Here is a 22,768-nt window from a genome sequence, read left to right as displayed (position 1 = left end):
CACCCTTACCTTAACTCTCAATGAGTGCACGCTGAATGTTTGCTGAATAAATAAAGCTCCCGGAACGCAAAAAAAAGCCCCACAACTGTGGCGCCTTTCTGTTCAAATCGCAATCAGAAATAGACTATTCCATCCTGCCCATAGTAATGAGCTTATTCACCGTATTCCAATTACGTGCTGTAAGCGTCATACCCAATATTTTGTCAAAAGGAACCTTGAAAAGCGGCGATTGGCTCACACTGACCTCATATAACATGTACATCTCTCTGCCGACAAAACGCACTTTATCTGGTCCATCCTCATAAATACGCAGCTTATCAAGCGCCTCGACTGAAGGCTCAGCCGGTAAAAAGGAGACATACCATTTCTTGAACGCCTCTGGCTCGGATAGCTGAAAAGGATTGTTTGCGAGTACTTTCTCCATCTCAGCCAGTGTACGAATTATAACAGAGACTTCAAAACCAAACACCATATGAATCTGACGTTCAATAACTCCGCTAAGAAAGCTCTCCGATTCCTCATCACTTTCAAATATTACATTTCCACTCTGAATATACGTCCGTACATTGTGAAAGCTAAGGGATTGCAACATTGTCTTCAGATCCTGCATCTTAATGATTTTGTTGCCGCCGACATTAATGCCACGCAGCAATGCAATATAGGTAGTCATGAGCACACTCCGTTTCTTATCATGATCAGCTTGGGACCTCGATTATGGCTTGTAGACGTTTACGAACTTCTTTTACTATTAGCTCCTTCTCCGGTGGCGGAAGTCCTTCCACCAGACGCGCGGCAGCGATAGGCAGAATCCAGCGGTCTATGTCCTCATAAGTACATCCTGATAAATGGAGATACTCCCGAATGTATCCCTTGGTTAATTTCTTTCTAATAAAACCTATCATCATTCTCGATAAGGCAGAGGCACCAGGGGGCATAGCTCCCATACTGAACATCACTACGGATCGAGCAGCATCGGCCGCCGGTTCTCCCACCACTCCTGTCATCCAGTCGATTACCCAGAGCTGATCGTCCATAAGCACATTGTCAGGATGGAAATCACCATGGCATAAATGAGTTCCTTGTGGTAGCTTCTCCAGATAGCTCAGAATGATTGACTTCTCATCTTCACTAAGCATTGGAGCCCCCATGATATTCCACTTCAACATATCCTTCTGCTGTCCGATCTCCTCAGTAATTTCAAGCTTATGCAAATCATAGTGAAGCCTAGCCATCATTCTGGCATACATACTAACTTTCCAAGGCTTCTCACCCATCACCTTTAGCAGGGAGGGACCTTTAATTTGTTGAAATACAATACCTTGTCTTGATTGTTCAGAAATGAGTTCAAATGGCTGTGGCGTCCGGACGCCCTGCGAGTGCACAAACTGGCTGATCTTATATTCTCGGCTAATATTCTGCTCTGAAACATCCTCTAGGTACAACTTTAGAATCTTCTGATCCTCATGCTGCCAGATCTCAGCTGTTCTACCTTTCCCGACAAGCTTCGCCTTCACTCGAGTTCCTCCATTTAGTCCAGATTAATACGGGTAAAGTGTTCAACTACCGGAAATGGATCGTAGTAATGGTGAAGTAGCGCCTTCCATTCCTGATACTGGCTCGATTCTCTGAATCCTATGGTGTGATCTTCAAGCGTTCTCCACTTCACAAGAAGCAAATACTTATGATCATCCTCCAAGCACTGTTGCAGTTCATGCCCCATGTAGCCTTCTATTGAAGAAATTAAGCTTGATGCCTCCTTGAAGCTCTTTTCAAAATCAGAAGTCAAACCAGGCTTCACTTGTAGCATCGCAGCTTCCAAAATCATGTTCAGCATCCTCCCAAGATTATGTACTTAATGCATCGCGGAAAAATTCATGATAAAAATTAATAATAACAAGCAGAATGGCCAGTGACTCGTTGACCTGATCTACCTCAAGACTATGATTAGCATCATCGATTCTATACACTTTTAAATGATGAAGTCTACTAATTTCACCGGAATGCTGCTCACTGAATAAAGGATCGCCCCCGCCATAAATTACAGTCCCGCGACTTTGCTGAATCAGAGGAATCGCCTCAGGTAATGGTGTTATAAATAGATGGGACGTCTTTTTCTGTATTTCCAGCTCTTCTGCAATTCTCCCTGCGATGACCGCCCCCACACTTTTGCTGATAAATAGAAAGTTCTTGTAGTCAGGAAGCGATGCAATGGCCGCCTTACACTCCTGAATGAGAATAATCATTTCATCGCGCTTAAATCCTACTCTCGCACTCTGGTAGCCATACTCAAGCAGCAAGACATCGCAATGATGTTCCCGAGCTGCTTTGGCCGCATAATCTAGCAGAGGGCGTTCAGTCGAGTAATTTTTACCTGGAAAAATAACAGCCAATGTCTTTGAGCCTTGCGTGATATATTTATGTCTAACCTCTCTACCCCAATAAGAGGACATAATGATGTTGCTGACGTTCATACCTGTTTCCCTCTCTTCTAAAACAACCATTCTATGTATCTATCATTATAGCTAACTTAGGTACAGTTTAGAAATCAAAGAATTCCTAATCTCATCAAGAGATCAGGAATGGTCGAACGTAGTTCTATTGCTGTGTAGCTACCTGCTTATGTTTATTTCTATTAACCATAATTTCAGCACAAATCCACAATACCAGTGGAATAATCACCTGAAATGGAAGTGCATATATAGGATAAATTGTATAGGCAAAATGTTGCATCTCCATAATATCCTTGAAGATAAATTGAGAGAAATAAACCACAATCAATCCCAGCTGAAGCACAACGGATCGGTAACTCTTCAATTTGAATAACTTAGCAACTCCAACACTAGCCACATATAAACATATGCTGGCCTTTATAAATATCGTGATTACAAATCCAACTGCGGAGGATGCCTCCATTCGAGTCAAAAAATCCCCTATATTAATCCGACTAACCGCTACATAAGAGGGGAAGTATAAGCTTTGAACAATATCAGGATTGAGAATCAGTAAATTCCGCAGAGAAACGAGCAAAATCACCCCACCAGAAATCAACAATCCGCTTAGCAGAATCTTTTTGGCTGATTCTTTTGCCGGCAAATGACTGAATACTCCCATAAAAAGAACAATTTCAGCAAATGGAAAGGTAAATGTTCCCCATGCATCTGCAAATACCGGTGACCATCCAGTATCAAGAAAAGGCTTCAAATAGTGATACTTGAGCTTGGGGATCGCTAAGATTTCAATAAAAAAAACCTCAGCCAAAAGAAGCAGTAGAAATAGCTTAGCACATCTCCCAATCACCTCAATTCCTGCCTTAACCACCCAAATACATAACAGTGCCATGCATAACATGGGTGCAATCATAGGCGTCTCTGTCAAGGCAACCGTTTTACTAAATTCCCCAAAATTCCTTAGGACGAGCGCCCCCATATGCAGCGCATACCATATATACGCACAGGAAACTACTCTCCCGAAGATAGACCCAAATACCGTGATCAATAGATCAAATAGATCCTTACCCGGAAAAAGCACATGAAATCTGGCGTACATAAACAGCAGGGGAACCGTTAGCGATATGGCCATAAGCAGAGCAATCCAGCTACTGTTGCCCGATTTTCCCGGCAGTCCCATGAATAGTGAGGTCCCAATAATAAATAGAACAACAATACTTATAGAATGCCCTGTGGGTATGATCTCTTTTTTCATGCTTAAATCTCCTCTTGGCTTGTAACTAGAATAACTTGCTGATCCAGCTTACAATTAAAGGCGAAGGACTAGGAAGCTGCCATTTCATGGCCAATGCAAAAGCAATACAGAATGAAAACAGACACAGTGTACTACACACATAAAAATCACGTTTCATCCCTTGCTTTAACAATCCGTAAGGGTCCAACAGTACAACAAAAAAGTAGATCAGCACAACGATAACAGCCAATTAATCACCTACTCTTGATGGATCTGGATAGATCTTGAGTTTTGAGCACTGCTCTCAATAATTATTGTTGAATTTACAACCACATCTAGATCAGAGAATTCCCGTTCCCAATCTTTATCTAGCTCGGACCAGGTCTTAGGCATATTCTCATGGATTTTCTCCCCAAATCCAAAAATATCGGTATGATAATCCGACTGCACCCTCTTAATTACAGAGCGCATATTCTCCTCTAATTCCTTTGCAGCACGCTTTTCTATAACGTTCTTACTATTTAGACTCGTAAATCCTTCAGTAGTCATCACCTCATCAAGCCCGGTATGTGTGATCGTTTGAATCTGTAATTGGAGCTTACCGTTGACCCAAACAGGCTTTATCTTTGTTTCATTAGAGAAAATCTCAAGTGTAAAGTCGGGGGTTCCCTCTTCATTATTCACGGTTAACACCCCTCCCTTAATATCATCTTTAACAAACAACATGTACTTGGTCTCATCACCGCTTAGCTTGCCAATCATTTTGTCCATTTTGAATATAGCTGTTCCACTAACACGTGGATTCTTCTGACCGTTTTTTTCATGAATATATACAAGAGGAGCTATAGCACAATCCCCGGGTGTCTCCAGCTTTTCGATAAAGTCCCAAATCTCCACAACCGGAGCCGTACTCACATTTTTTTCAATCGCCATCTGCTGCGCAAGACCATATGACATAATAGTCTCTGTTGAGCTGTTTAAATTGATTACTTCCTGAGCCTTCTTCCCTTTAGACACAAACACGTAAACATCCGACCGAGTTTCTGTATCTCTGTTATACCAATCAATCACTTTTACAGCCCCTTCCTTTGCTACCTCCTCACTGAGAATGATCGCCTTGGAATGGCTCCAAAATAGTTTCTTTCCCGTTATTGAAATCATGCTTCGTACAATATCAAACATCGTTTTACCTGAAAGACTAACCATCTTATAACCCGCTTGACTAGATTTCATCCCCTCTTTCGTATCCACGATTTCGACCGTCGCTAACAGCTTACCGTCAGAATCTTTATCGATGCCAATGCCTGCTACAACTGCCCTATCTTCAATCTCGGCGTAATCCCAACAGCCTAAGATACTGATCAGAAATAATAGCGATATACAAGCTAGCAATCCTCTTTTCATTTTTCTCATGACCGATTCCTTGCTTTATTTGTCGCTTTTCTCTTTCGATTACGTGCCCCAATCATCGCCGGACGTAGATACATATGCCACCACGGCGCCCTTATAGCTGTATCCTTAATGTCTTGCGGATGAATAGAGCCTATTCCAAGCATGTACTGGACCCCAAAGGAACGTAAACTCATCAAATGAATCACTAGTCCGATCACACCCAGAAAATACCCGTACAATCCTAGAAAAAAGGTTGCGAACAGCAAAAGTGACCTTACCACGATTAGAGGTCCCGTCAATCTAGGGTTGAGCAAAGCCATAATTCCCGTTAGACCTACTACAATAATCATAGGAGCGCTGACGATTCTCGCTTCTACAGCCGCCTGACCCAGTACAAGCGCACCTACGATGCTAATCGCCTGACCAATGTAGGTCGGTATTCGTTCTCCTGCCTCTCGCAGAATTTCAAATATCGTTAGCATGAACAAGACCTCCACCACAGTCGGAAAAGGAACGGCTACTCTCGACGTTGAAATACTGAGCAACAACATAGTAGGCAGCATTTCCTGACTATAGGTAACCAACGCTACATACAAAGCAGGAATACTAATAGACAAAAAGGCCCCAAGTACCCTTATCATTCGGTTAAATGAACCAAAGTAATAGTTAATATAATAATCAGCACTAGCCTGAAAATTCTCCACAAACAAATAGGGCACTGTCATTGCATAAGGACTGCCTTCCATTAATAAGGCAACTCTACCTTCCATCATTTTGCTCACTACAGAATCAGGACGTTCTGTGCTTCCCGTCATTTCAAAGGGTGAAAAGGGTTCATCTCGAATAAGCTCCGAAAGAATAGACGTATCCAATACAACATCTATGTCCACCTGCTGAATTCGGTTCTGCAGCTCTTTCACAACATCCGGTGAGGCCAAACCTTCAATATAACAAATACATGTTTCTGTTTTGGAACGAACCCCGACCTGGCCATAAATCAACTTTAAGTCCGGACTTTGCACCCTTCGGCGAATGAGAGTCAAGTTTACAAGCAGCGACTCTGTAAAACCTTCTCTTGGACCCTTGACGCTTTTTTCCGTCAAAGGCTCCGCGATAGCCTTCGTTTCCCACCCCTGTGCACTAATGTTTAGCGCACCCGCAAAGCCATCCATCAGAAATAGTGTTTTTCCAGCTACGACCCCGCTAACCATCTCATCCAAACTCGTAGAGCAGACTACATCGCTAATGTTAATAACCATCGTCCGGATTTTTTCCATCAGTTCAGCTGTATTCCCGCTATCCATTGCCGTAAAATCAAATTTCATTAGGGGCTTAATCACTCCGTACTGGATCATTTCCCTGTCAACCATCCCGTCAACATAAACTAACCCGAAGCGAAGAGCTTCACTGCCCTCATTATTTATCACTCTGATTCTAAGGGTTCCATCGTCCTTAAATATTTGCCGAAACAGGTCCATCATTTCATCCAGTGACGTACTTAGAGTCTGCCCAGACTTCTTATTTTGCTGAGAATCTTTGCGGTTATTCTCTGTCGTCTGTTTCTCCAAAGTAGCCACTCCTGTCACAATAGGTTTCCTAGAAATTATCCCCAGTCTCACTAAATACTATCCGCCAAAATTATACTGAAAAGGGATCAACTCCTACGCGAGGGAAAGAAAACTTCATCCTTTGAAAATAAAAAAAGCCGCTTTAGCAGCGACATTGTTGATGGTTTATGATTATAGTGATCATCTGGTATAATTTGATGAAAATAAGAAATAGGAGCTCCCTATGACACCATTTACGGAACAAGTGATACGTATTATACAATCCATACCTGAAGGTAAGGTGATGACTTACGGAGGAATAGCACGTGCGGCAGGAAGCCCAAGAGGCGCGAGGCAGGTCGTTCGGATCCTTCATTCCATGAGTAGAAAATACAAGCTTCCCTGGCATCGGGTCATCAACGCCAAAGGAATGATCTCCTTGACTGAAGATGAATCCAGCTCCCTCCAGAAGCTTTATTTGCAGGAGGAAGGGATTATTTTTAATGAAAAAGGTGTGGTAGATCTGAAACAATACCAATTTGATCCCGAATTTATGGATTAACCACGAATGCTCTTAGCGCCCCTTCCTCTTTCACTGGTTCCAAGACCATTCAGCAAACAGTACATCGTAGCGTAGATAACCAGTAATACAAACGCAATAAACAAGCTGAAAAATACCGATTGTCGATTCAAGCTGTCCATAACCAGTTGGTACAACTGATGCCGGTCCGTCAGTACATCCCAGCTATTCAGCCTGTAGACTCGGCCAAGCAGAACTCCATATCCCCCAAGCACACATGCCGCGAGTACGAATATCCAAGAGAACAGCAGGCTGCTCTTGCGATAAACAACCGTCTGGAACTGGTATAAAGAGAAGAACCCGGTTAGCCAACCGCTCCAAGTGAACAATAAGAGAGTTACCAAGTCATACCAATACCGATTCTGAATGGTGCCATCCACGATATATCTACTTTTTCTTATCGTCAGATGCACCAGATCCGTCATGAGATAAGGCGCGTTCGGAAAGAACAGCAGCCAAGCGACGCCTAGGGGAATAAGCAGCAAGCCACCTATCTTCCTTTTATCCAGTTCATAAGCAGCCATAGAGAACAGGAACGGAATCCAAGCCAGGAACAAATTCCAGATTAAAAATGCATAAAACGAATCCGTCTGTAGTGACACTACACGATATACGGCCAATGTCGCCACAGACAGACCTGCCAAGAGCATAAACACCTTCGGATAATTCAATTCCTTCATGAGCTTATATTCTCCTTATCGAGATAGTTTACATTTAACTTATACCCAATTGTACAAATTTGGCATTCTCAAGTCCAATCTCAAGCATAAACGCCTTTGTCGTCCTTATTAGGACAATAAGCGTTTAAGCGAGAAATATAAGGATAATATATGATGTGAAACTTAAATTCTTATATTTGAACAGAAAAACCCGGACACAGAAACGCCCGGGCTGACTCTTGTCTATTTAACTCAGAGACCACCATTTAGTTCAGGTGCTATTACAGGTTTCTTACGCCCCTTTAGACCGCGTAGGTTTCCCGCCTCTTCCATACACGAGAACGCTGTACACTCCCTAAAAGCGGCATGGCTACATCCAATACACTTATTGTAATCGATACTGCTAAGTGCATCATTAATCGCTTCCCCAGTGTGCTGATGAAACTGCGCCTCACCTATAGTGTCATACAGTCCAGTTCTCTTGAGCAACTCAAGCGGCTGCGACTGTATGCCGGAGATCATTAGTTTCCCTCCAACAGCTTGTAAATGCCGCACCAGTTCTGCCAAATTGGATTCTCCTGTGGTATCCATGAATGGTACTTTCCCCATACGCATTAATATAATTCTGGGTTGATCTGAGCCATAACTTGGCATAGTATCATCGAATCGATAGGCTGCGCCAAAAAATAGCGGACCCTCCACCGTGTAAATACCAATTTGCGGACAATCATGACTCTCCGTGACCATATGTGCTTCTACCTTAACGGAATTCGGATCAGGCAGTACTTTGGCCACCAAATGAACCTCTCCCATTCGTTTCACAAACAGAATGACTGCAAGAATTAATCCCACCTCTACAGCCAACGTTAAATCCGCAAAAATTGTTAACAAGAAAGTGATGAATAATACCAAGGAATCGCCGGTCTTGATCTTAAGCAAATGAAGGAACTCTTTGCGCTCACTCATATTCCAAGCTACTACCATTAAGATAGGTGCCATCGCAGCTAAAGGAATACTCGAAGCATAGGGTGCGAACAACAGGAGAATTAGAAACACTACCACACCGTGAACGATCCCTGAGATCGGAGAAACAGCGCCACTCTTGATGTTCGTCGCTGTTCTAGCAATTGCTCCTGTTGCCGGTATGCCTCCGAACAATGGAGCAGCAATATTCGCGATCCCCTGACCGATTAGCTCACGGTTGCTATTATGGCGGCTGCCTGTCATTCCATCCGCTACAACAGCGGATAACAATGACTCTATAGCGCCTAACATTGCAATGATAAATGCCGGACGAATTAGCAGGGTAATCCGTTCCCAAGTAATGTCCGGAAATCGAAAGCTCGGTAAGGTATTCGGAATGTCCCCGTAAGCAGAGCCAATCGTAGTCACTTTGCCGCTAAAGAATAACGCAGCAATCACAGTCGCGCACAGAAGACCTACCAATGATCCAGGCACCTTTGGAGCGAATCGAATTGCTAGGATGACCACGGCAAGACAAATCACAGCGGTCAGAATACTATACCCATTCACCGTCGATAGATGAAGCCCTATTTCTTTCATGTTATCTACAAAGCGCTCATGCCGTTCTATATCCCTTAATCCAAGGAAATTAGCAATCTGTCCGGTAAAGATAATGACCGCTATTCCCGCTGTGAAACCAATCGTTACTGGCCTCGGAATAAACTTAATCAGTACTCCCAGCTTTAATAATCCCATGAGGACTAATATAACCCCTGCCATCATCCCTGCGATAAGCAGGTTCTCATAGCCATACTCCATCGCAATGGCAAATAAGATAGGGATGAAAGCACCTGTCGGCCCGCCAATTTGAAATTTTGATCCTCCGAACAATGAAATACATATGCCGGCAACGATCGTCGTGTAAATGCCATACTCCGGTTTAACACCGGAAGCAATAGCAAATGCCATCCCCAAAGGAATGGCAATAACACCGACGATTGTCCCCGAAATCAAATCCTTGCGAAAAGCATTCATGTTGTAGCCTTTATACCGGCCCCACCCTGTCATGATCAAACCTTCTTTTCTTTGAATATCTGATTATTTGAATATAAGAAAAACATTACTCTAGGACGCGACTGTTGTCAACGCCAAAATAATGTTATTCATTTATTCTCCGCGCATACCCTCAAGCAATGAAATGGTATTCACCAGATGGTTATCAAATATTTGTTTAGCTACGACCAGAAGATCTTTAATCAGTGGATCACGTAGCGAATAAATCACTGTGGTGCCTTCTTTTACACTGGCTACTACATTCTTGGCGCGTAAAACAGCTAACTGCTGAGATACAGCAGAGCCTTCTGATCCTAGAATCGCTTGCAGCTCATTCACATTCTTCTCACCTTCGCTGAGCAGTTCCAGGATACGAATACGCATCGGATGAGCCAGCGCCTTGAAGAATTCGGTCTTAAATTGCTGAATTTCGGTGTTCATAGACTTCTACTCCTCATAACTTACTTCTAAATCTAGTGTTATCTTTGTATGTTATCTTAGTCCCTGATAAGCGTCAAATACTCAAGGGGTAGATGCGCACATCACGGACCTGCACTTCTACAAAGACACCAAGCGCCATAGGCTCACCGAGACACTCGAACATTACTAGACTTTCACCTAATCGCAAAAATCCAGTTCCGTCCTCTTCAATATTCTCCAGCACACCGGTAAAAACAACTTTATCTCCCTCTAATCTGATGTCGAATTCAGTAGCAGGTACAGGTAGAATATCCACCCATCTCATGAGCAGCTCCGAAAGCTCGAATTCCACATCCGTTTCCGTATCTGGCCCCATAGGAGCACCGCACCAGATCCCCCTACCCTCACCAAACTCTGTGCGAAAAAATACCTCATCCTTTTTCAAGCTACTCTTTGTAATTTTGATTTTCATAGCTTTTATTCCACCTTGATCATTTATAACGATCATTATACATGACAACGAACCGATATTATCAAGTGTAATTCTGAGTAACCTTGTTCAGATAAGTACTAGGATGCAGCCAAGGATGCTTAAAGAACTCACTTTTCTTTGTAATCTTTCGTGAAACGCCTAGATCATAATCAATCATAGACTTTATCCGCTCTGCGAAAGCCTCTCCTTTCACCAGCATTCCCAGCTCGAAATCATGGCAGGCGCTTCTCTCATTGATGTTATAGGAGCCATGAAATACAGCCTGTGATCTATGGTCATAGGTTATTTTCCAATGTGAAAACCGACCTGTGAAGCTGTAATCATAAAAGGAAACCCCATTGATAAACGGCTTATACATATTGCCTCGTACCGCCGCATAATTGGTAGGATGATCATTAACCTTCAGCGGATTGCAAATGCTCAGATGACTGGAACAGTCTGGCCCTAGCTCCCCTAGCCGATCCCAAAACTCTTGATCAATCAAATAAGGATTTACAATCACCGTCTCCTCAGTCGCATAGGTAATTAAATCTAAGTAATATTGCTGAATGAAGTTAACTGGGTTGCCCGGAAAACTTGCAAACAGCGTACATTCTTCCTCTCCAAAATGATAATTCACATCCGGATGGTAGAAGGCATCCTCTACGTCAAAAGGATCGCCGCCCAATAGCAGCCAACGGGAATGAAACATAACATTCAGAGTCTGCGCCGCCGCGCCACAAATCCGGAAGCATCCATCATGCCACTCCTCTTTTTTACTAGGAATTCCCTGTAGATGTCCTTCTATACTGACCGCAGATGAAACCTGAACAGGTGTCACGTATGTGTACTGATCGCCAATATTCAGGCTGCCAATAATAGAGGTCACCCCATCAATGACCATAAACTTCCGATGATCAATGACATTCAGTCCTGTGATCTCTACATCCTCTTGCACTTTATCCTGTAAGAACAGGATACTTTCCGGTACGCCTTGCTGTTCCAGAACCTTCCGCTTCACACGCCATTCTACGGCTGTATAATACGAATTGAAGGTATCTAGCAGCTTAGCTCCTGCATTCTCGAGCCTTTCAGAAATTTTAGAGAATTGACCGAGCGCCAGATTATTCTCATATCCTAAAGCTGTCAGCCTGTAGTTGACCATGATCCGTACCTTCACCCCCCGTTTTAGAGCTTGAAATAATTCATCTGCAACCAGATTGCCTGAACGGTCATTAAAGAAGAGCATCACGGACAGGTGAATATAATGCTGTGCCTTCTTCATTTCTTCCAATATCATCCCAAGGCACTCGGGTCCGTTCACGTAAGGATCTACTCGATTATTCCATGTGGTTTGTGGGGCCAGAACTTTTAGCTTGTCTGAATCTAATCTGCCTAATGCTTCAGTAAGTTGCCCCAGCAATCTTGGGCTAAATCCAGGAACCCGAAATAGCTGCTGACTCTCCGTGATGACTCCGCCAATGGACTGACGGTATGCTTTGGCTGCCTCCAAGTTGATCTCCTTTAGCCAACGCTCCGCCTCTTCTCCTGCTTTGCCAAACATACGGACAAGTGAACCGCCTGATAAATAATAGTTCAAGATATCGATCATATTTTTCTGTATTTCCATATGTAAGATCCCCTATCTTTATTGTGAGTGCGCATGTATCAAGGTAAGGATAGATACCCTTGAACTCCTCCTTATAAACGGGGAACATAAAAAACAGAGATGCCCCGCAGCCAATGTGGCTTTGGAACATCCCTGTTTAAGATTAACCAGGATTCACTAAGAATCGAGATAACTTATTTCACTTGCTCTGCGCTAAATACCTTAACGTCGAGCGGCGCAGCCAAGAATTCAGCTGCTTTAGCTGAGAACGCGGTAAAATGTGGACTTGTATTGTGGCTGGATACGGCTTCAGCGTCGCGCCATGTCTCCACCATAATAAATGAATTTGCTTCTCCGGCATTTTCATACAGTTCATAAGAGAGATTTCCCTCTTCAGCATGAGTAGCAGTGAGCAGTGTTTTGGACTCCGCCAAGAACTGTTCGCGACGTTCCGGATTTACTTTAAGCACAGCATGAATAATGATCATTGTATTTTCCTCCTAAGGTCTAACCTATTATTTCCACTCAGCAATCTTATCGATAGGCAAACGGACCGATGCATAACCTGCATCAACAGCCTTACCAATGGAAAGTAACATTACAGGAACATAACGATCTTTTTCCATGCCAAACGCTTCTGCGATTTGATCTTTCTCGTAGCCACCAATTGGGTTTGTATCGTAACCATGTGCACGGGCAACCAGCATCAACTGCATCGCAACAAGAGCGCCGTCGATAAGCACAGTGTCTTTGTTAACTTCACGTGGCAAGGTAGCAAAGTGAGCGGACAATCTAGTCAATTGGTTTTCTTTTACTTCAGCAGGCATTAGTCCACGTTCAACAGCTGTACCATAAATCTCCTCAGCATAATCGAAATTGTTCAAATCACCGAAGATGGCAATCATAGCTGCAGAGGTTTCAACTTGTACGCCATTAAAGCGAGCAAGAGGAGCTAAAGTAGCTTTAGCTTCGTCACTTTCAATGACAAGAAACCGCCAAGGTTGCATATTTACTGAAGAAGGTGCAAGGGTTGCTTCCGTAAGAATTTGTGTCATCTCTTCTTTGCTGATCTTAACGGATGGATCATATTTGCGGATAGAGCGGCGACCCGTAATAATTTCTTTAAAATCATTGGTTTGTGTTTGTGTAGCGTTCATATGTGTATATCTCCTTTGAGTTTGTATTTGGTGTTGTTATAACAAATTGATATTAGATTGCAGACGATTAAGCATATCTATGAGCACTGTTCGCTCCTGATCGTTAAATCCAGTAAGCAGAGTAGCGACAAATCGTCTCTTCTCTTCGCTATATTGAATCATTCTTTCCCGCCCTTGATCCGTTAATGAGACCAATGTAACCCTGTTATCTGCTGGGTTGTTGCGGCGAGTGATCGTACCGCTCTCTTCCATCCCTTTCAAGTGCCGAGTAACGGCGGCCGCATCTATATCCATGCCCTTTTGCAGAGTAATTTGGCTGACTTCATCTACCTGGAACAGTTCATGCAGGAGGCGAAGCCGTGTGGGACTGATCCCAGCACATCGTTCGAATTTCGGACAGATTCCCTTGTTTAATGCCTGCAGCAGTTCAAATATGCGGTCTTCCTCAGGAAAGTGCTCCGTCAAAATATACCTCCTTTATAAATTTAATTGCATACAATTGTTTTGCATAAAATTATATTAACTGATAATCATTGACCCGTCAACTAATATATCAAATCATTTTTTAAAAATCAATATTGCTTATCCCCTTAAGGTGCTATAGTCTTGAACAAAAAGGAGGTATCCTATGAGAATCTCCCTGATTCAGACGGATATAGCATTTGGCAATCCTGCTATGAATTATGCTACTGTAGCAAATAAAATTAGTGAAGCTGCTGCTGCATCGCCCGACTGTCTTATTCTCCCTGAGCTTTGGACCACCGGCTATGACCTAACCCGGCTAGATGAAATTGGCGATCTAGACGGAGCAATAACCAAAGAATTCATCTCCAGCTTAGCTAAACAATACAATATCAATATCGTTGCTGGTTCAGTCGCTAGCAGGAATGCTTCCGGGGTAACTAATCGGATGTTTATATTTAATCGAGCTGGGGAACTCGTTGGTGAATACAGTAAGCTGCATTTGTTCCAGCTAATGGATGAGCATCTGTATCTGCAGCCAGGAGAAGCCAAAGGACTCTTCTCTATGGAGGGCACCTTATGTGCCGGATTAATCTGTTATGATATCCGATTTCCAGAATGGGTTCGTGCCCATACCGCGCAAGGCGCAGAAATCTTGTTTGTTAGTGCAGAGTGGCCATTATCCAGGCTATCCCATTGGCGTGCGTTACTCATCAGCCGAGCGATCGAGAACCAATGTTATGTAGTAGCCTGCAACCGTGCTGGAAGCGATCCTAACAATACCTTTGCTGGGCATTCTATGATAATCGATCCTTGGGGAGATATTTTAGGTGAGGCTTCTGAAGGGGAAGAAATCCTAACGGGGGATATCGCATTACATAAGGTGCGTGAAATCCGATCACAAATCCCGATTTTTGCAGACAGACGTCCGGATTTATATGAATAAAAGGACGCAACAGAAGCTGGCCTCTCGCCAGATTCTGTTACGTCCTTTTTTACGATGCTCAATATCCATTTATCCTTGGGCATAACGTTCACGCAGGACTCGCGCAGCATCCAGAACACGCGGATCCTCGTAGTCCAAGAAATATCCTGTCTCCTGCTGTAGCCTGTCAGAGGATTTAAGCAACACTCCACGGGCAGCTAATGCTTGTCTAATCCCTTCGGCAAATACTTCAGTAGTATTCGGCCCACCTAGTTCACCAAGCCCAGCGATCGTCTCTGGACGAACCCGCGGATAAGATAATGCCGAGTCTCCTCCAGAGGCATGCTCATAGAATTTATGAATGAGTTCACCGCGTTCCTGTCCCGAACCCGAAACCACTACAAATGCATGTACGAAATAAGCATTATTTTGTCTGCGCTGAGCAATGCCGCAAAATTTCCGCCCATTAATCGCCAAATCGAAGTCCCCCGGGCAATAAGAACCAACAATCTCACCAGCCTTTATTTGAGCCGCAGCCTGTGGATGACTCATAGCAACTGCCTCAGTGATCAGAGAAGCCAGAAGCCTAAAGTCATCATGAAAATCCAGCTTTCCGCGTCCTTTGGGTAGCACTAACGAAACATTAACAATTCCATCATCCAGAGGCACCGCAGCACCACCGGAATGTCTTACCGCTGTACGAATTCCTTGCTGCTCCAACTTAGCCATCGCTTGGGCAGCGTACGGAAGCTTGCTGTCCCGTAGTCCAAGCGCAACACCTCCAGAATGGCTCCATAGGTGCAGGCTAGGAGGAACGAGACCCGCTCCAACATCCCTGCAAAGGGTCTCTTCAAAGGCGAACGGGATCAACAGCTCCCCGGCCCCCGCTTCTTCTACCTTTTTACTATTATCCTTTAAGATCAAATGCTGGAAGAGTCCCATTTCTGCAGGAAGTCCGATAGCTTCCTTAATTCTATTAATAGATCCATTGATCATTGCATCGTACTCCCGAGTATCCACCGATTCCCCTCTTTCCCGTATTATCCGTGATATTGTAATCGATCTGCCTCGCTAGTGCGAAATCAGAATTGAAATGAGGTTATGATAACGCTATCCTTATAGTATACGAACATGCCCCAGCTCGAATAGGGGGTAGCCTTAGGTTCATGCTATACACAACGTTAAGGAGTGATGCCGCATGACAGTGGAAGTGATGAAGGAACGACAGTTAACCAAGACAAGACAATGGGAACAGGCACTTAACCTGCTGTATATTGATTTCTGGGATTACTGCCATGATGCAATTAGCAAATTCGATGACGAGGACATTCACCAAGCAAGAGTGAACTGCCGTAAGCTGTTAACACTGCTTTCCATTCTCGACCCTGGTCATACTCTAGGGCTATACCCCATATTTGAAAAAGCCCAAAAGAGATTAGGCAAGGTCAGAGATGCAGATGTTCTGATTGAATCGTTCAAGACTAAACGTAAACACGCCAAGGAAAACGGCGATACAAAGACAGCAGAACTGTTGAAGGCTGTGATCGACCACCAAAAGGACAAGCGCAAAACTTATCGTAAGAAGCTGGCCGATGAGCTGCCTAAGCTAATCAATGAAGATCTGGATGATAAGTGGAAAGCTTTCCTAAGTGAACAGCTTGAGGCCCTGGTAGCGAAAAAAGATGCTAACGTTGTCATGCGCGAACTTGAGGTAGCTTACGAGCAGAAGAAAAAAGCTTGCAAGGCTATATTTCGTGGACAAGATGCCGAATCAGAAGCAGCCTTCGACTCACTGCATGAGCTGAGGATGGCTGCTAAGGAACTGCGATATACCGCTAGTGCAGCCTCTTTTGCGTTAAATCAAAAATTTCATGCCCATGAGGAAATATATAAGCAGATCCAAGATCAGCTCGGGCTGATAAACGATAAACGCCTTTGGCTGGAAACACTACATGCTATTGGGCGAGAAGAGCTGAATGTCGGCAAAAAAACATGGAATACCTTTACTGAACAATTAAAAACCGAAGTACTCGATGCGTTACACCAAAATGATATCGTGCCTGTTACACTTCAGACGAAATAACGCTGAACGTTTACAATCTCTCTATTCAGCGGTTGTATCTGATGCACCGTACTCTTCAATATTCAGGTTTATTTCATAGGTAATCGGAATTTGGCTGAAGGTTTCGTCCCAGTTATCCTTGACGCTCCGCCATACGGCTGGATGCTGATTATGCAGACTGGTGCCGAAACCGGCAGCTTCGGTATGCAGGTCCTTTTGCAATTTTGTTACAGTAGTTTGCACCAATTCTAGGACACGCTTCTGCAGCAAAGCTTTATCCTTCTTTACAATGCCGTCATGTAATTTTTTCGGTTTCTCGGCAAAAACCTCGGCATATCTACCTGTAGATTTTATTTTCACATTAAAAGAAATCTGCCCGTTGTTCACATTAGCTTTGATCTTGCTATGCATGGATTTAACTTCATAGGTTATGAGATTATTGGTATCCGGATCATACGTCTTAAGCACTCCCCCTAATCCCTTTCCGGTCAGCCAGGCCATCCCCTCCAGCTCCGACTCGTCCAAAAAGCCGATAAGCTTCCCCGTTGTCCCTTTGAATACGCCTGCTCCTGCTAGCTTAGTCTCCTTATCAATAGCGAGAACATTTTGCACTAAGAAACTTTTCTTTCCTTGTAACAAGCCAACTACTTTGGCCAGTGTTACCGGCTCCCATATCCCCATATTCCGGTCTCTGTTATTGAAGATCCCTTCAAGTACAAATGCAGGGGTCTGACCCGGCAGTGCATTTTCCAATACATCTTTGGCTTTTCCTTTGCTGACAAATAACATGACACTTGGACGAATATCATTATCCCGTGTAAAGAAGTCTATGAGTTTAGTAAGGTTATTGGAACGCGCCAGTTCCTCACTAATCACAATAATCTTAAGGTGATGACCAATCGGAGTGCGTCTAGTACGCAGTGAAAGCTGCCGCATCGCTTCAAAAATGGAATCGCTAGTTTCACTCATATTATAGTAATTCTTAAAAGAGGAGGAGGATGAACTGCTAGAAGACTTCATAACGGCTCCACCCGACCCTTGTGGAATCGTAAATTGATAGGTACTTATTATTTTTGGATGTTTCGAATGATTCCCAACTCCTGACTTAGCAGCCTCCTCATCTTCTGACGCATCCACACTGTCAAGTGCAACACCAATCTCCATGTTTAATTCCTCTATAGGTGAACTGCTCCAGCAGCCGGACAAGAGGCTACATACTAGAGAAAGTACGATCCACATCCTCCATTGTTTCATGAAACAGCCCTCCGGAAGTATGTAATGATTAATAGTGGCAACGGAAGCAATCCGAATAGAATAAGCATACTATCACCAATACCTGTCCCAAATGCAAACAGAGCATTCACATTTGGAGGAATCCTAGAAACTACATAAACAACCGGAAGTAACGCCAACAAACAGCTTTTAAAGTTTTTATGAATGATTTGAGACAAACCTAACGCCGCCGCATAAATCGCAATACAAAGGGTACAAAAGATCTGCATAATCCAGATCACCAACAACAAGGACTCAAACCTTTCAAAGATGAGATAGTTCACTTCAAAGCTTCGAACAAGATCGAGAAACGGCCAAGTTCTTGTGAGAACCCCATCGATAGAAAAGGCACCTATAGTCGCTACAACAGCCAAGACATAAAATATCGTCGATATACAGGTTCCAGCTATAATTACTTTTACTGCTTTTTGGGGCTTATCCATAAAAGCAACAACAAACAGCATCGCTTCACCAGCTGTAAAGGTTAGGATGGTTGGCTTAATCCCTTTCCACACGGGTTCCAATCCATCTCCAAGTACTGGAAGCAGATTGTTGAGGTCGAAAACTTCGAAACTAAGCAGACAAACGCCTAAAAACACTGTCCAGGTAATCGGAACAATAAGTCTGCACATGCTAGTGATCGCATTAATGCCTCCTCTGCATAAATAGAAGGCAATCCACATAAAAGTAGCCACTATCGCCCAAGGAGGTGTACCTTCCAGTAGGAAAAAAGAAGTCACTTCTTGCACAGAACGTATCTCAAAGCCGGCGATACTGAGAAAATATCCAATGACTCCTAATGAGAGAACCGTTCCGAGAGGCTTGCCGATGATCTTCCCGATATACTGAAAGAAAGTTTGGCCTGGGAACCGTTGACTAAGTTTTACGATGATCAATCCAAACAGAAAGGAGGCCACTCCTCCTAAAAAAACAGCTATCCAAACATCTGGTGCACCACTAGCTTCTACAATTGTCCGAGGAAGCGTAAGTACCCCTGCCGCAATCGTATAATTGGCTAGAATGATCGTCGCTTGAACAGCAGTAATCCGGTCCTTTACCTCGGCGCTCATGTTCTCTTCCTCCTTTACCTAGACTTTTTACCCTTTACGCAAAGGGTCCTTTGGTTTCAACAACGTAGGCCGCCCAGTTAGAAATTGCAAAGGCATACGGAATATAAAATCTTTCCAATTGACTGACTTATTCGGAACTGCCAGACCAAGATAGGGAACACCAAAGCTCTTCAGCTTAATTAAATGACTACTAAGCAAAAGAAAAAACAGTACCACTCCGTATAATCCAAAGATTGCTGCAAAAAACATAGCTGCAAACCGGAGCATACGAAGCGTCATCCCAGCACTATACATGGGCATAGAGAAGGAAGAAACAGCCGTAATTGATACGACAATGACTAGGATTGGACTCACGATTCCAGCTTCCACCGCAGCTTGGCCGATGATCAGACCGCCGACAATCCCCATTGCCGGGCCGATAGGTTTAGGCAAGCGAAGTCCAGCCTCCCGTAAGATTTCAATCGAGGTCTCCATAATCAAGGCTTCGATTAATACAGTGAAGGGAACACCTTGCCGAGAGGCAATAATAGAAATGGCTAGCTTAGTGGGAATCAATCCCGGCTGGAACGAGAGGAAGGAAATATATAGTGCCGGGGCAAACAGTGATATCGTTGCCGCAAAAAAACGTAAAAGGCGCAGCAGTGAGCCTACCATCCAGCGATCATTATAATCCTCTGGCGATTGCAGTAACATCCCGAAGGTTACCGGCATAATCAATGCAAAGGGTGTACCGTCAAGTAAAATGGCTACTCTTCCTTCCAGGAGTGCTGCCATTACACGGTCCGGTCTCTCTGTATTTTGAATCTGCTGGAAAGGACTGTAGCTATTATCTTCGATTAATTGCTCAACATAGCCAGATTCTTGAATATCATCTAAGTCTATCGTTTCAATTCTTCGTTTGACCTCTTCTACAAGTTCATCATTCGCAATATCCTTGATATAGGTTAAGATGAGTTCCTTCTGCATTCTCTTTCCTACAGTAAAAGAAATCATAGCTAGTTCTGTACTCTGTCCGTGTCTACGCAGCATTGCCGTGTTGTCGCTTAAGGTCTCGTTAAATCCACTTCGTGAGCCCCGCAGGACTGCTTCAGATTCTGGCTCCTCTATCCCTCTTGTAGCCCCCTTCGGACTACTGAGCACAAAAGCCTCTGATATGCCCTCCACAAGCAGCACGGCAGATCCAAATAACACCTTTTGAAGAGAGAGGTATGCATTATTCGTAAGCTCCACTTCCGAGATAAGCAGGATCTCATGAATGAGAATATCTTGTAGATCCTTTGCTGCCGGTACCGAGTTCATATCCTTAAATGGCTGATACGCATTCATTAACGGCTTCAATATATTCCGATCCATTTTGTCTTTGTCTGTTAGTCCGTCTACGTACAATAGCGCTGCTCTTGTCTTTATGCTTCCGATTCGCAGCTCCCTTACATTCACATCATGCATATCGGCGCTGATCGCTTTAAACTTCTGCAAATCATCCTCAAAGTGGCCGCTATAAGTGATTCTCTTTCCCTTATCCTTAGTTACTACATCCGAGCTAGACTGCCCCTGGGATCGTTCTAATAGGCTTGTTTTTCCAGATGCTGCTTCTCCGTAAGGAACCCCTCCACCCTTACTGCCAGTAGCTTTTTCCGCTCTAGTGGTTTTCCTGTCTTCTTTGGCTTTAGCCCAGCTTATTGTACGAAGTAGGAAGAAAGGGACACAGAAAATCATAATCCCTTGGAAAATCACACCCCAACTCGGAATTAATTCTATTACCTCGTTCCACACCCCTAACCCCTCCTTTATAGCTGTGACCGTATTTTTTACCGAAGATGGATAATTCATGCATACAAAGAAGACCCCACAATATGGGGTCTCCCTAAGATCATCTTTATAATTATTCCCCTATGCTTGAATAACCTTGTTTAATACATCTTGGTAGGCTGCTATCGGACGTAGGCCTACCAACTTTTCCATGGGCTGCCCATCTTTATATACAATGACTGTAGGCATTCCCATAACCCCGGCTTCCCCAGCCAGATCCGGCAATTCGTCACAATTCACCTTTACAATAGAAACATCGTCTCCATATTCCTGATGAAGATCTTCCAGAAGAGGCAGCAGCACCTTGCAAGGAGGACACCATGGCGCACCATAATCTACCAATACCGTTCTACCGCCGCCTATTTCTGCTCGTACCCAATCAGCACTATCTGCATTTGTAATAGCCATTTGTCATTCCTCCTCATAGTTTTCAACACCGGCAGTACTTACTCCAAGTTCTCCAGTGTACAAGTCCCTAACCTACTTTCGTTCTGCTCTTGCAAGATAGATGCCATTCTTTCTTCCAAATTCCGTTTGATCTGATTCAGCTCTACAAGCTGACGTTCAATATCTTCAAGTTTACTGCGGTATAGTGGCATCACTTCTGCGCAGAAAGCTTCTTTGTTCATCAAGACACAATGTAGAAAGCCTGCAATCTGTTCAGTTGACAGACCCAGGTTCAAATATAATTTGATCGTTTCTACCGTCTCCACAGCGAGTGAAGAGTACTCCCGATATCCGTTGGCCTGACGGATCGGAGAGATTAATCCCTGACTCTCATAATAACGAAGTGAACGGACGCTTACGCCCGTCAGTTTAGCAAGCTCACCTATTTTCATAGCATTCTCCCCGGGGTTCATGAGAATTGTTCTACACCAGTATAAACCCTGACACCAATGTAAGAGTCAACAAAAAAATCCAACCGTAGTTATCCCACAGTTGGACTCGTTTTTCATTCTATAATATAGATGTCCACTTATAACCTACAATAATCCTGCTGCCCAAAGTCCACCTCTACGAATCATTTCACGGAATGGCTCTACCGAAAATGAAGGCAAATGATGCCCTGGCATTAAATAAACCACCCGACCCAAACCAAATTCGTGACACCAAGCTGCTTGTCGCATAGCTCCTTCATGCGGATATTCTGCAAGCACCGTCGTTTCGAAATACGGATGCATCTCAAAATAATACGGCTCATCATCAATCACAAATTCTTCAATTCCCTGCATAATGGGATGCTCCCGTGCGGGTATGGACATCTTTAGCGTAGTGTATTCTGGATGATGGGTGAAGTGTGCGCCCAGCATAGCACCCAACTCCTGATTGCGTTGTAAGGAAATTCCGTTATGTACTACTAATAGTCCGCCCCCCTCAGCCACATAGGACAGCAAAGCACCGCTTTGTTCCGCCGGGATTTTATCATCAGAAAATTCGGTGTAGGAGATTACCAGCTTGTAGTCAGACAACGTTTCTTTATGAAGCAGCGCATAATCCTCTGATGAAAAAACCTGTAAGTCATTAGCAAGTATTTGTTCGATCTCCCGGTCCACACCAGCAAAGGGGTGATATTTAACCTCCGAGTAGCTTCCGAGTGCGAGTGCCTTTAGTGTTGACATGTTATCATCGCCTTTC

At 43.8% G+C, this 22,768-nt stretch carries 26 protein-coding genes; 3 read left to right on the top strand and 23 right to left on the bottom strand.

Translation table 11 applies throughout. The annotated features are described in order from the left end of the window. Nucleotides 1–124 precede the first annotated feature (124 nt). The 8 genes from ACDZ28_RS11290 to ACDZ28_RS11255 form a co-directional block, all read right to left on the bottom strand. Complete coding sequence (locus tag ACDZ28_RS11290) at nucleotides 125–670, bottom strand: DUF1697 domain-containing protein (RefSeq protein WP_375104702.1); 546 nt, start codon at nucleotides 668–670, stop codon at nucleotides 125–127. Nucleotides 671–695: 25 nt separating this feature from the next. Next, on the bottom strand, nucleotides 696–1,514 hold the full coding sequence (locus ACDZ28_RS11285) for a phosphotransferase family protein (protein ID WP_042123877.1): 819 nt from the start codon (nucleotides 1,512–1,514) through the stop codon (nucleotides 696–698). Between the two features lie 14 nt (nucleotides 1,515–1,528). Next, a complete protein-coding gene (locus ACDZ28_RS11280; RefSeq protein ID WP_042123875.1) occupies nucleotides 1,529–1,825 on the bottom strand; it encodes an antibiotic biosynthesis monooxygenase in 297 nt (98 codons plus the stop codon). Between the two features lie 19 nt (nucleotides 1,826–1,844). After that, entirely contained in the window at nucleotides 1,845–2,471 is a 627-nt protein-coding gene (locus tag ACDZ28_RS11275) for a hypothetical protein (protein ID WP_042123874.1), read from the bottom strand. 124 nt (nucleotides 2,472–2,595) lie between these two features. Beyond that, complete coding sequence (locus ACDZ28_RS11270; protein WP_375104701.1) at nucleotides 2,596–3,702, bottom strand: endospore germination permease; 1,107 nt, start codon at nucleotides 3,700–3,702, stop codon at nucleotides 2,596–2,598. A 25-nt stretch (nucleotides 3,703–3,727) separates the two neighbouring features. Then, on the bottom strand, nucleotides 3,728–3,931 hold the full coding sequence (locus ACDZ28_RS11265; RefSeq protein ID WP_042123872.1) for a hypothetical protein: 204 nt from the start codon (nucleotides 3,929–3,931) through the stop codon (nucleotides 3,728–3,730). Between the two features lie 8 nt (nucleotides 3,932–3,939). After that, on the bottom strand, nucleotides 3,940–5,094 hold the full coding sequence (locus ACDZ28_RS11260) for a Ger(x)C family spore germination protein (protein ID WP_375104700.1): 1,155 nt from the start codon (nucleotides 5,092–5,094) through the stop codon (nucleotides 3,940–3,942). Continuing rightward, entirely contained in the window at nucleotides 5,091–6,641 is a 1,551-nt protein-coding gene (locus ACDZ28_RS11255) for a spore germination protein (RefSeq protein ID WP_156114710.1), read from the bottom strand. Before ACDZ28_RS11255 ends, ACDZ28_RS11260 begins: the two co-directional genes overlap by 4 nt. A 223-nt stretch (nucleotides 6,642–6,864) precedes the next feature. Here ACDZ28_RS11255 and ACDZ28_RS11250 point away from each other — a divergent pair, with 223 nt between their 5' ends. Further along, nucleotides 6,865–7,182, top strand: a complete 318-nt coding sequence (locus ACDZ28_RS11250) for an MGMT family protein (RefSeq protein WP_042123868.1) — start codon at nucleotides 6,865–6,867, stop codon at nucleotides 7,180–7,182. Here ACDZ28_RS11250 and ACDZ28_RS11245 read toward each other — a convergent pair. From ACDZ28_RS11245 to ACDZ28_RS11210, 8 genes are all read right to left on the bottom strand, one after another. Beyond that, nucleotides 7,179–7,880: a DUF1361 domain-containing protein gene (locus ACDZ28_RS11245; RefSeq protein WP_042123862.1), complete on the bottom strand. Its 702-nt coding sequence runs from the start codon at nucleotides 7,878–7,880 to the stop codon at nucleotides 7,179–7,181. The two genes, ACDZ28_RS11250 and ACDZ28_RS11245, sit on opposite strands and share 4 nt — an antisense overlap. Before the next feature lie 231 nt (nucleotides 7,881–8,111). After that, nucleotides 8,112–9,890, bottom strand: a complete 1,779-nt coding sequence (locus tag ACDZ28_RS11240) for a SulP family inorganic anion transporter (protein WP_375104699.1) — start codon at nucleotides 9,888–9,890, stop codon at nucleotides 8,112–8,114. Between the two features lie 99 nt (nucleotides 9,891–9,989). Next, on the bottom strand, nucleotides 9,990–10,316 hold the full coding sequence (locus tag ACDZ28_RS11235) for a metalloregulator ArsR/SmtB family transcription factor (RefSeq protein ID WP_042123860.1): 327 nt from the start codon (nucleotides 10,314–10,316) through the stop codon (nucleotides 9,990–9,992). 73 nt (nucleotides 10,317–10,389) lie between these two features. Beyond that, entirely contained in the window at nucleotides 10,390–10,767 is a 378-nt protein-coding gene (locus ACDZ28_RS11230) for a hypothetical protein (RefSeq protein WP_375104698.1), read from the bottom strand. A gap of 61 nt (nucleotides 10,768–10,828) precedes the next feature. Beyond that, nucleotides 10,829–12,397 carry a phosphatidylserine/phosphatidylglycerophosphate/cardiolipin synthase family protein gene (locus ACDZ28_RS11225; protein WP_375104697.1) on the bottom strand — a complete coding sequence of 523 codons (1,569 nt, stop codon included), beginning with the start codon at nucleotides 12,395–12,397 and terminating at the stop codon, nucleotides 10,829–10,831. Nucleotides 12,398–12,570: 173 nt separating this feature from the next. Next, complete coding sequence (locus ACDZ28_RS11220) at nucleotides 12,571–12,864, bottom strand: putative quinol monooxygenase (RefSeq protein ID WP_042123857.1); 294 nt, start codon at nucleotides 12,862–12,864, stop codon at nucleotides 12,571–12,573. A gap of 27 nt (nucleotides 12,865–12,891) precedes the next feature. Then, on the bottom strand, nucleotides 12,892–13,533 hold the full coding sequence (locus ACDZ28_RS11215) for a nitroreductase family protein (RefSeq protein WP_042123855.1): 642 nt from the start codon (nucleotides 13,531–13,533) through the stop codon (nucleotides 12,892–12,894). A 36-nt stretch (nucleotides 13,534–13,569) separates the two neighbouring features. Further along, on the bottom strand, nucleotides 13,570–13,998 hold the full coding sequence (locus ACDZ28_RS11210; RefSeq protein WP_042123853.1) for a MarR family winged helix-turn-helix transcriptional regulator: 429 nt from the start codon (nucleotides 13,996–13,998) through the stop codon (nucleotides 13,570–13,572). Between the two features lie 163 nt (nucleotides 13,999–14,161). On the opposite strand from ACDZ28_RS11210, the gene ACDZ28_RS11205 reads away from it, so the two are divergent. Then, nucleotides 14,162–14,941, top strand: coding sequence for a carbon-nitrogen family hydrolase (locus ACDZ28_RS11205; RefSeq protein ID WP_375104696.1), 780 nt, complete (start codon nucleotides 14,162–14,164; stop codon nucleotides 14,939–14,941). Between the two features lie 69 nt (nucleotides 14,942–15,010). Here ACDZ28_RS11205 and ACDZ28_RS11200 read toward each other — a convergent pair whose 3' ends face one another. Beyond that, on the bottom strand, nucleotides 15,011–15,940 hold the full coding sequence (locus tag ACDZ28_RS11200; protein WP_052414440.1) for a hypothetical protein: 930 nt from the start codon (nucleotides 15,938–15,940) through the stop codon (nucleotides 15,011–15,013). A 178-nt stretch (nucleotides 15,941–16,118) separates the two neighbouring features. On the opposite strand from ACDZ28_RS11200, the gene ACDZ28_RS11195 reads away from it, so the two are divergent. Further along, nucleotides 16,119–17,003, top strand: coding sequence for a CHAD domain-containing protein (locus ACDZ28_RS11195; protein WP_375104695.1), 885 nt, complete (start codon nucleotides 16,119–16,121; stop codon nucleotides 17,001–17,003). Nucleotides 17,004–17,024: 21 nt separating this feature from the next. Here ACDZ28_RS11195 and ACDZ28_RS11190 read toward each other — a convergent pair whose 3' ends face one another. The 6 genes from ACDZ28_RS11190 to ACDZ28_RS11165 form a co-directional block, all read right to left on the bottom strand. Next, nucleotides 17,025–18,236, bottom strand: coding sequence for a Ger(x)C family spore germination protein (locus tag ACDZ28_RS11190; protein WP_375104694.1), 1,212 nt, complete (start codon nucleotides 18,234–18,236; stop codon nucleotides 17,025–17,027). Further along, a complete protein-coding gene (locus ACDZ28_RS11185) occupies nucleotides 18,233–19,324 on the bottom strand; it encodes a GerAB/ArcD/ProY family transporter (RefSeq protein WP_375104693.1) in 1,092 nt (363 codons plus the stop codon). The genes ACDZ28_RS11190 and ACDZ28_RS11185 overlap by 4 nt, the downstream gene beginning before the upstream one ends. 27 nt (nucleotides 19,325–19,351) lie before the next feature. Further along, a complete protein-coding gene (locus ACDZ28_RS11180; RefSeq protein ID WP_375104692.1) occupies nucleotides 19,352–21,097 on the bottom strand; it encodes a spore germination protein in 1,746 nt (581 codons plus the stop codon). A gap of 117 nt (nucleotides 21,098–21,214) precedes the next feature. Beyond that, on the bottom strand, nucleotides 21,215–21,541 hold the full coding sequence (locus ACDZ28_RS11175) for a thioredoxin family protein (RefSeq protein WP_375104691.1): 327 nt from the start codon (nucleotides 21,539–21,541) through the stop codon (nucleotides 21,215–21,217). Nucleotides 21,542–21,579: 38 nt separating this feature from the next. Then, nucleotides 21,580–21,972: a MerR family transcriptional regulator gene (locus ACDZ28_RS11170; protein WP_375104690.1), complete on the bottom strand. Its 393-nt coding sequence runs from the start codon at nucleotides 21,970–21,972 to the stop codon at nucleotides 21,580–21,582. A 144-nt stretch (nucleotides 21,973–22,116) separates the two neighbouring features. Beyond that, nucleotides 22,117–22,752, bottom strand: coding sequence for a ThuA domain-containing protein (locus tag ACDZ28_RS11165; protein WP_375104689.1), 636 nt, complete (start codon nucleotides 22,750–22,752; stop codon nucleotides 22,117–22,119). Between the last annotated feature and the right edge of the window lie 16 nt (nucleotides 22,753–22,768).

The organism is Paenibacillus sp. RS8 (genome assembly GCF_041956825.1).
In the GTDB taxonomy this organism is placed as follows: Bacteria; Bacillota; Bacilli; order Paenibacillales; family Paenibacillaceae; genus Paenibacillus_AQ.
Note: the sequence above shows the minus strand (reverse complement) of the source record. Positions and strands in the feature narration are given on the sequence as shown.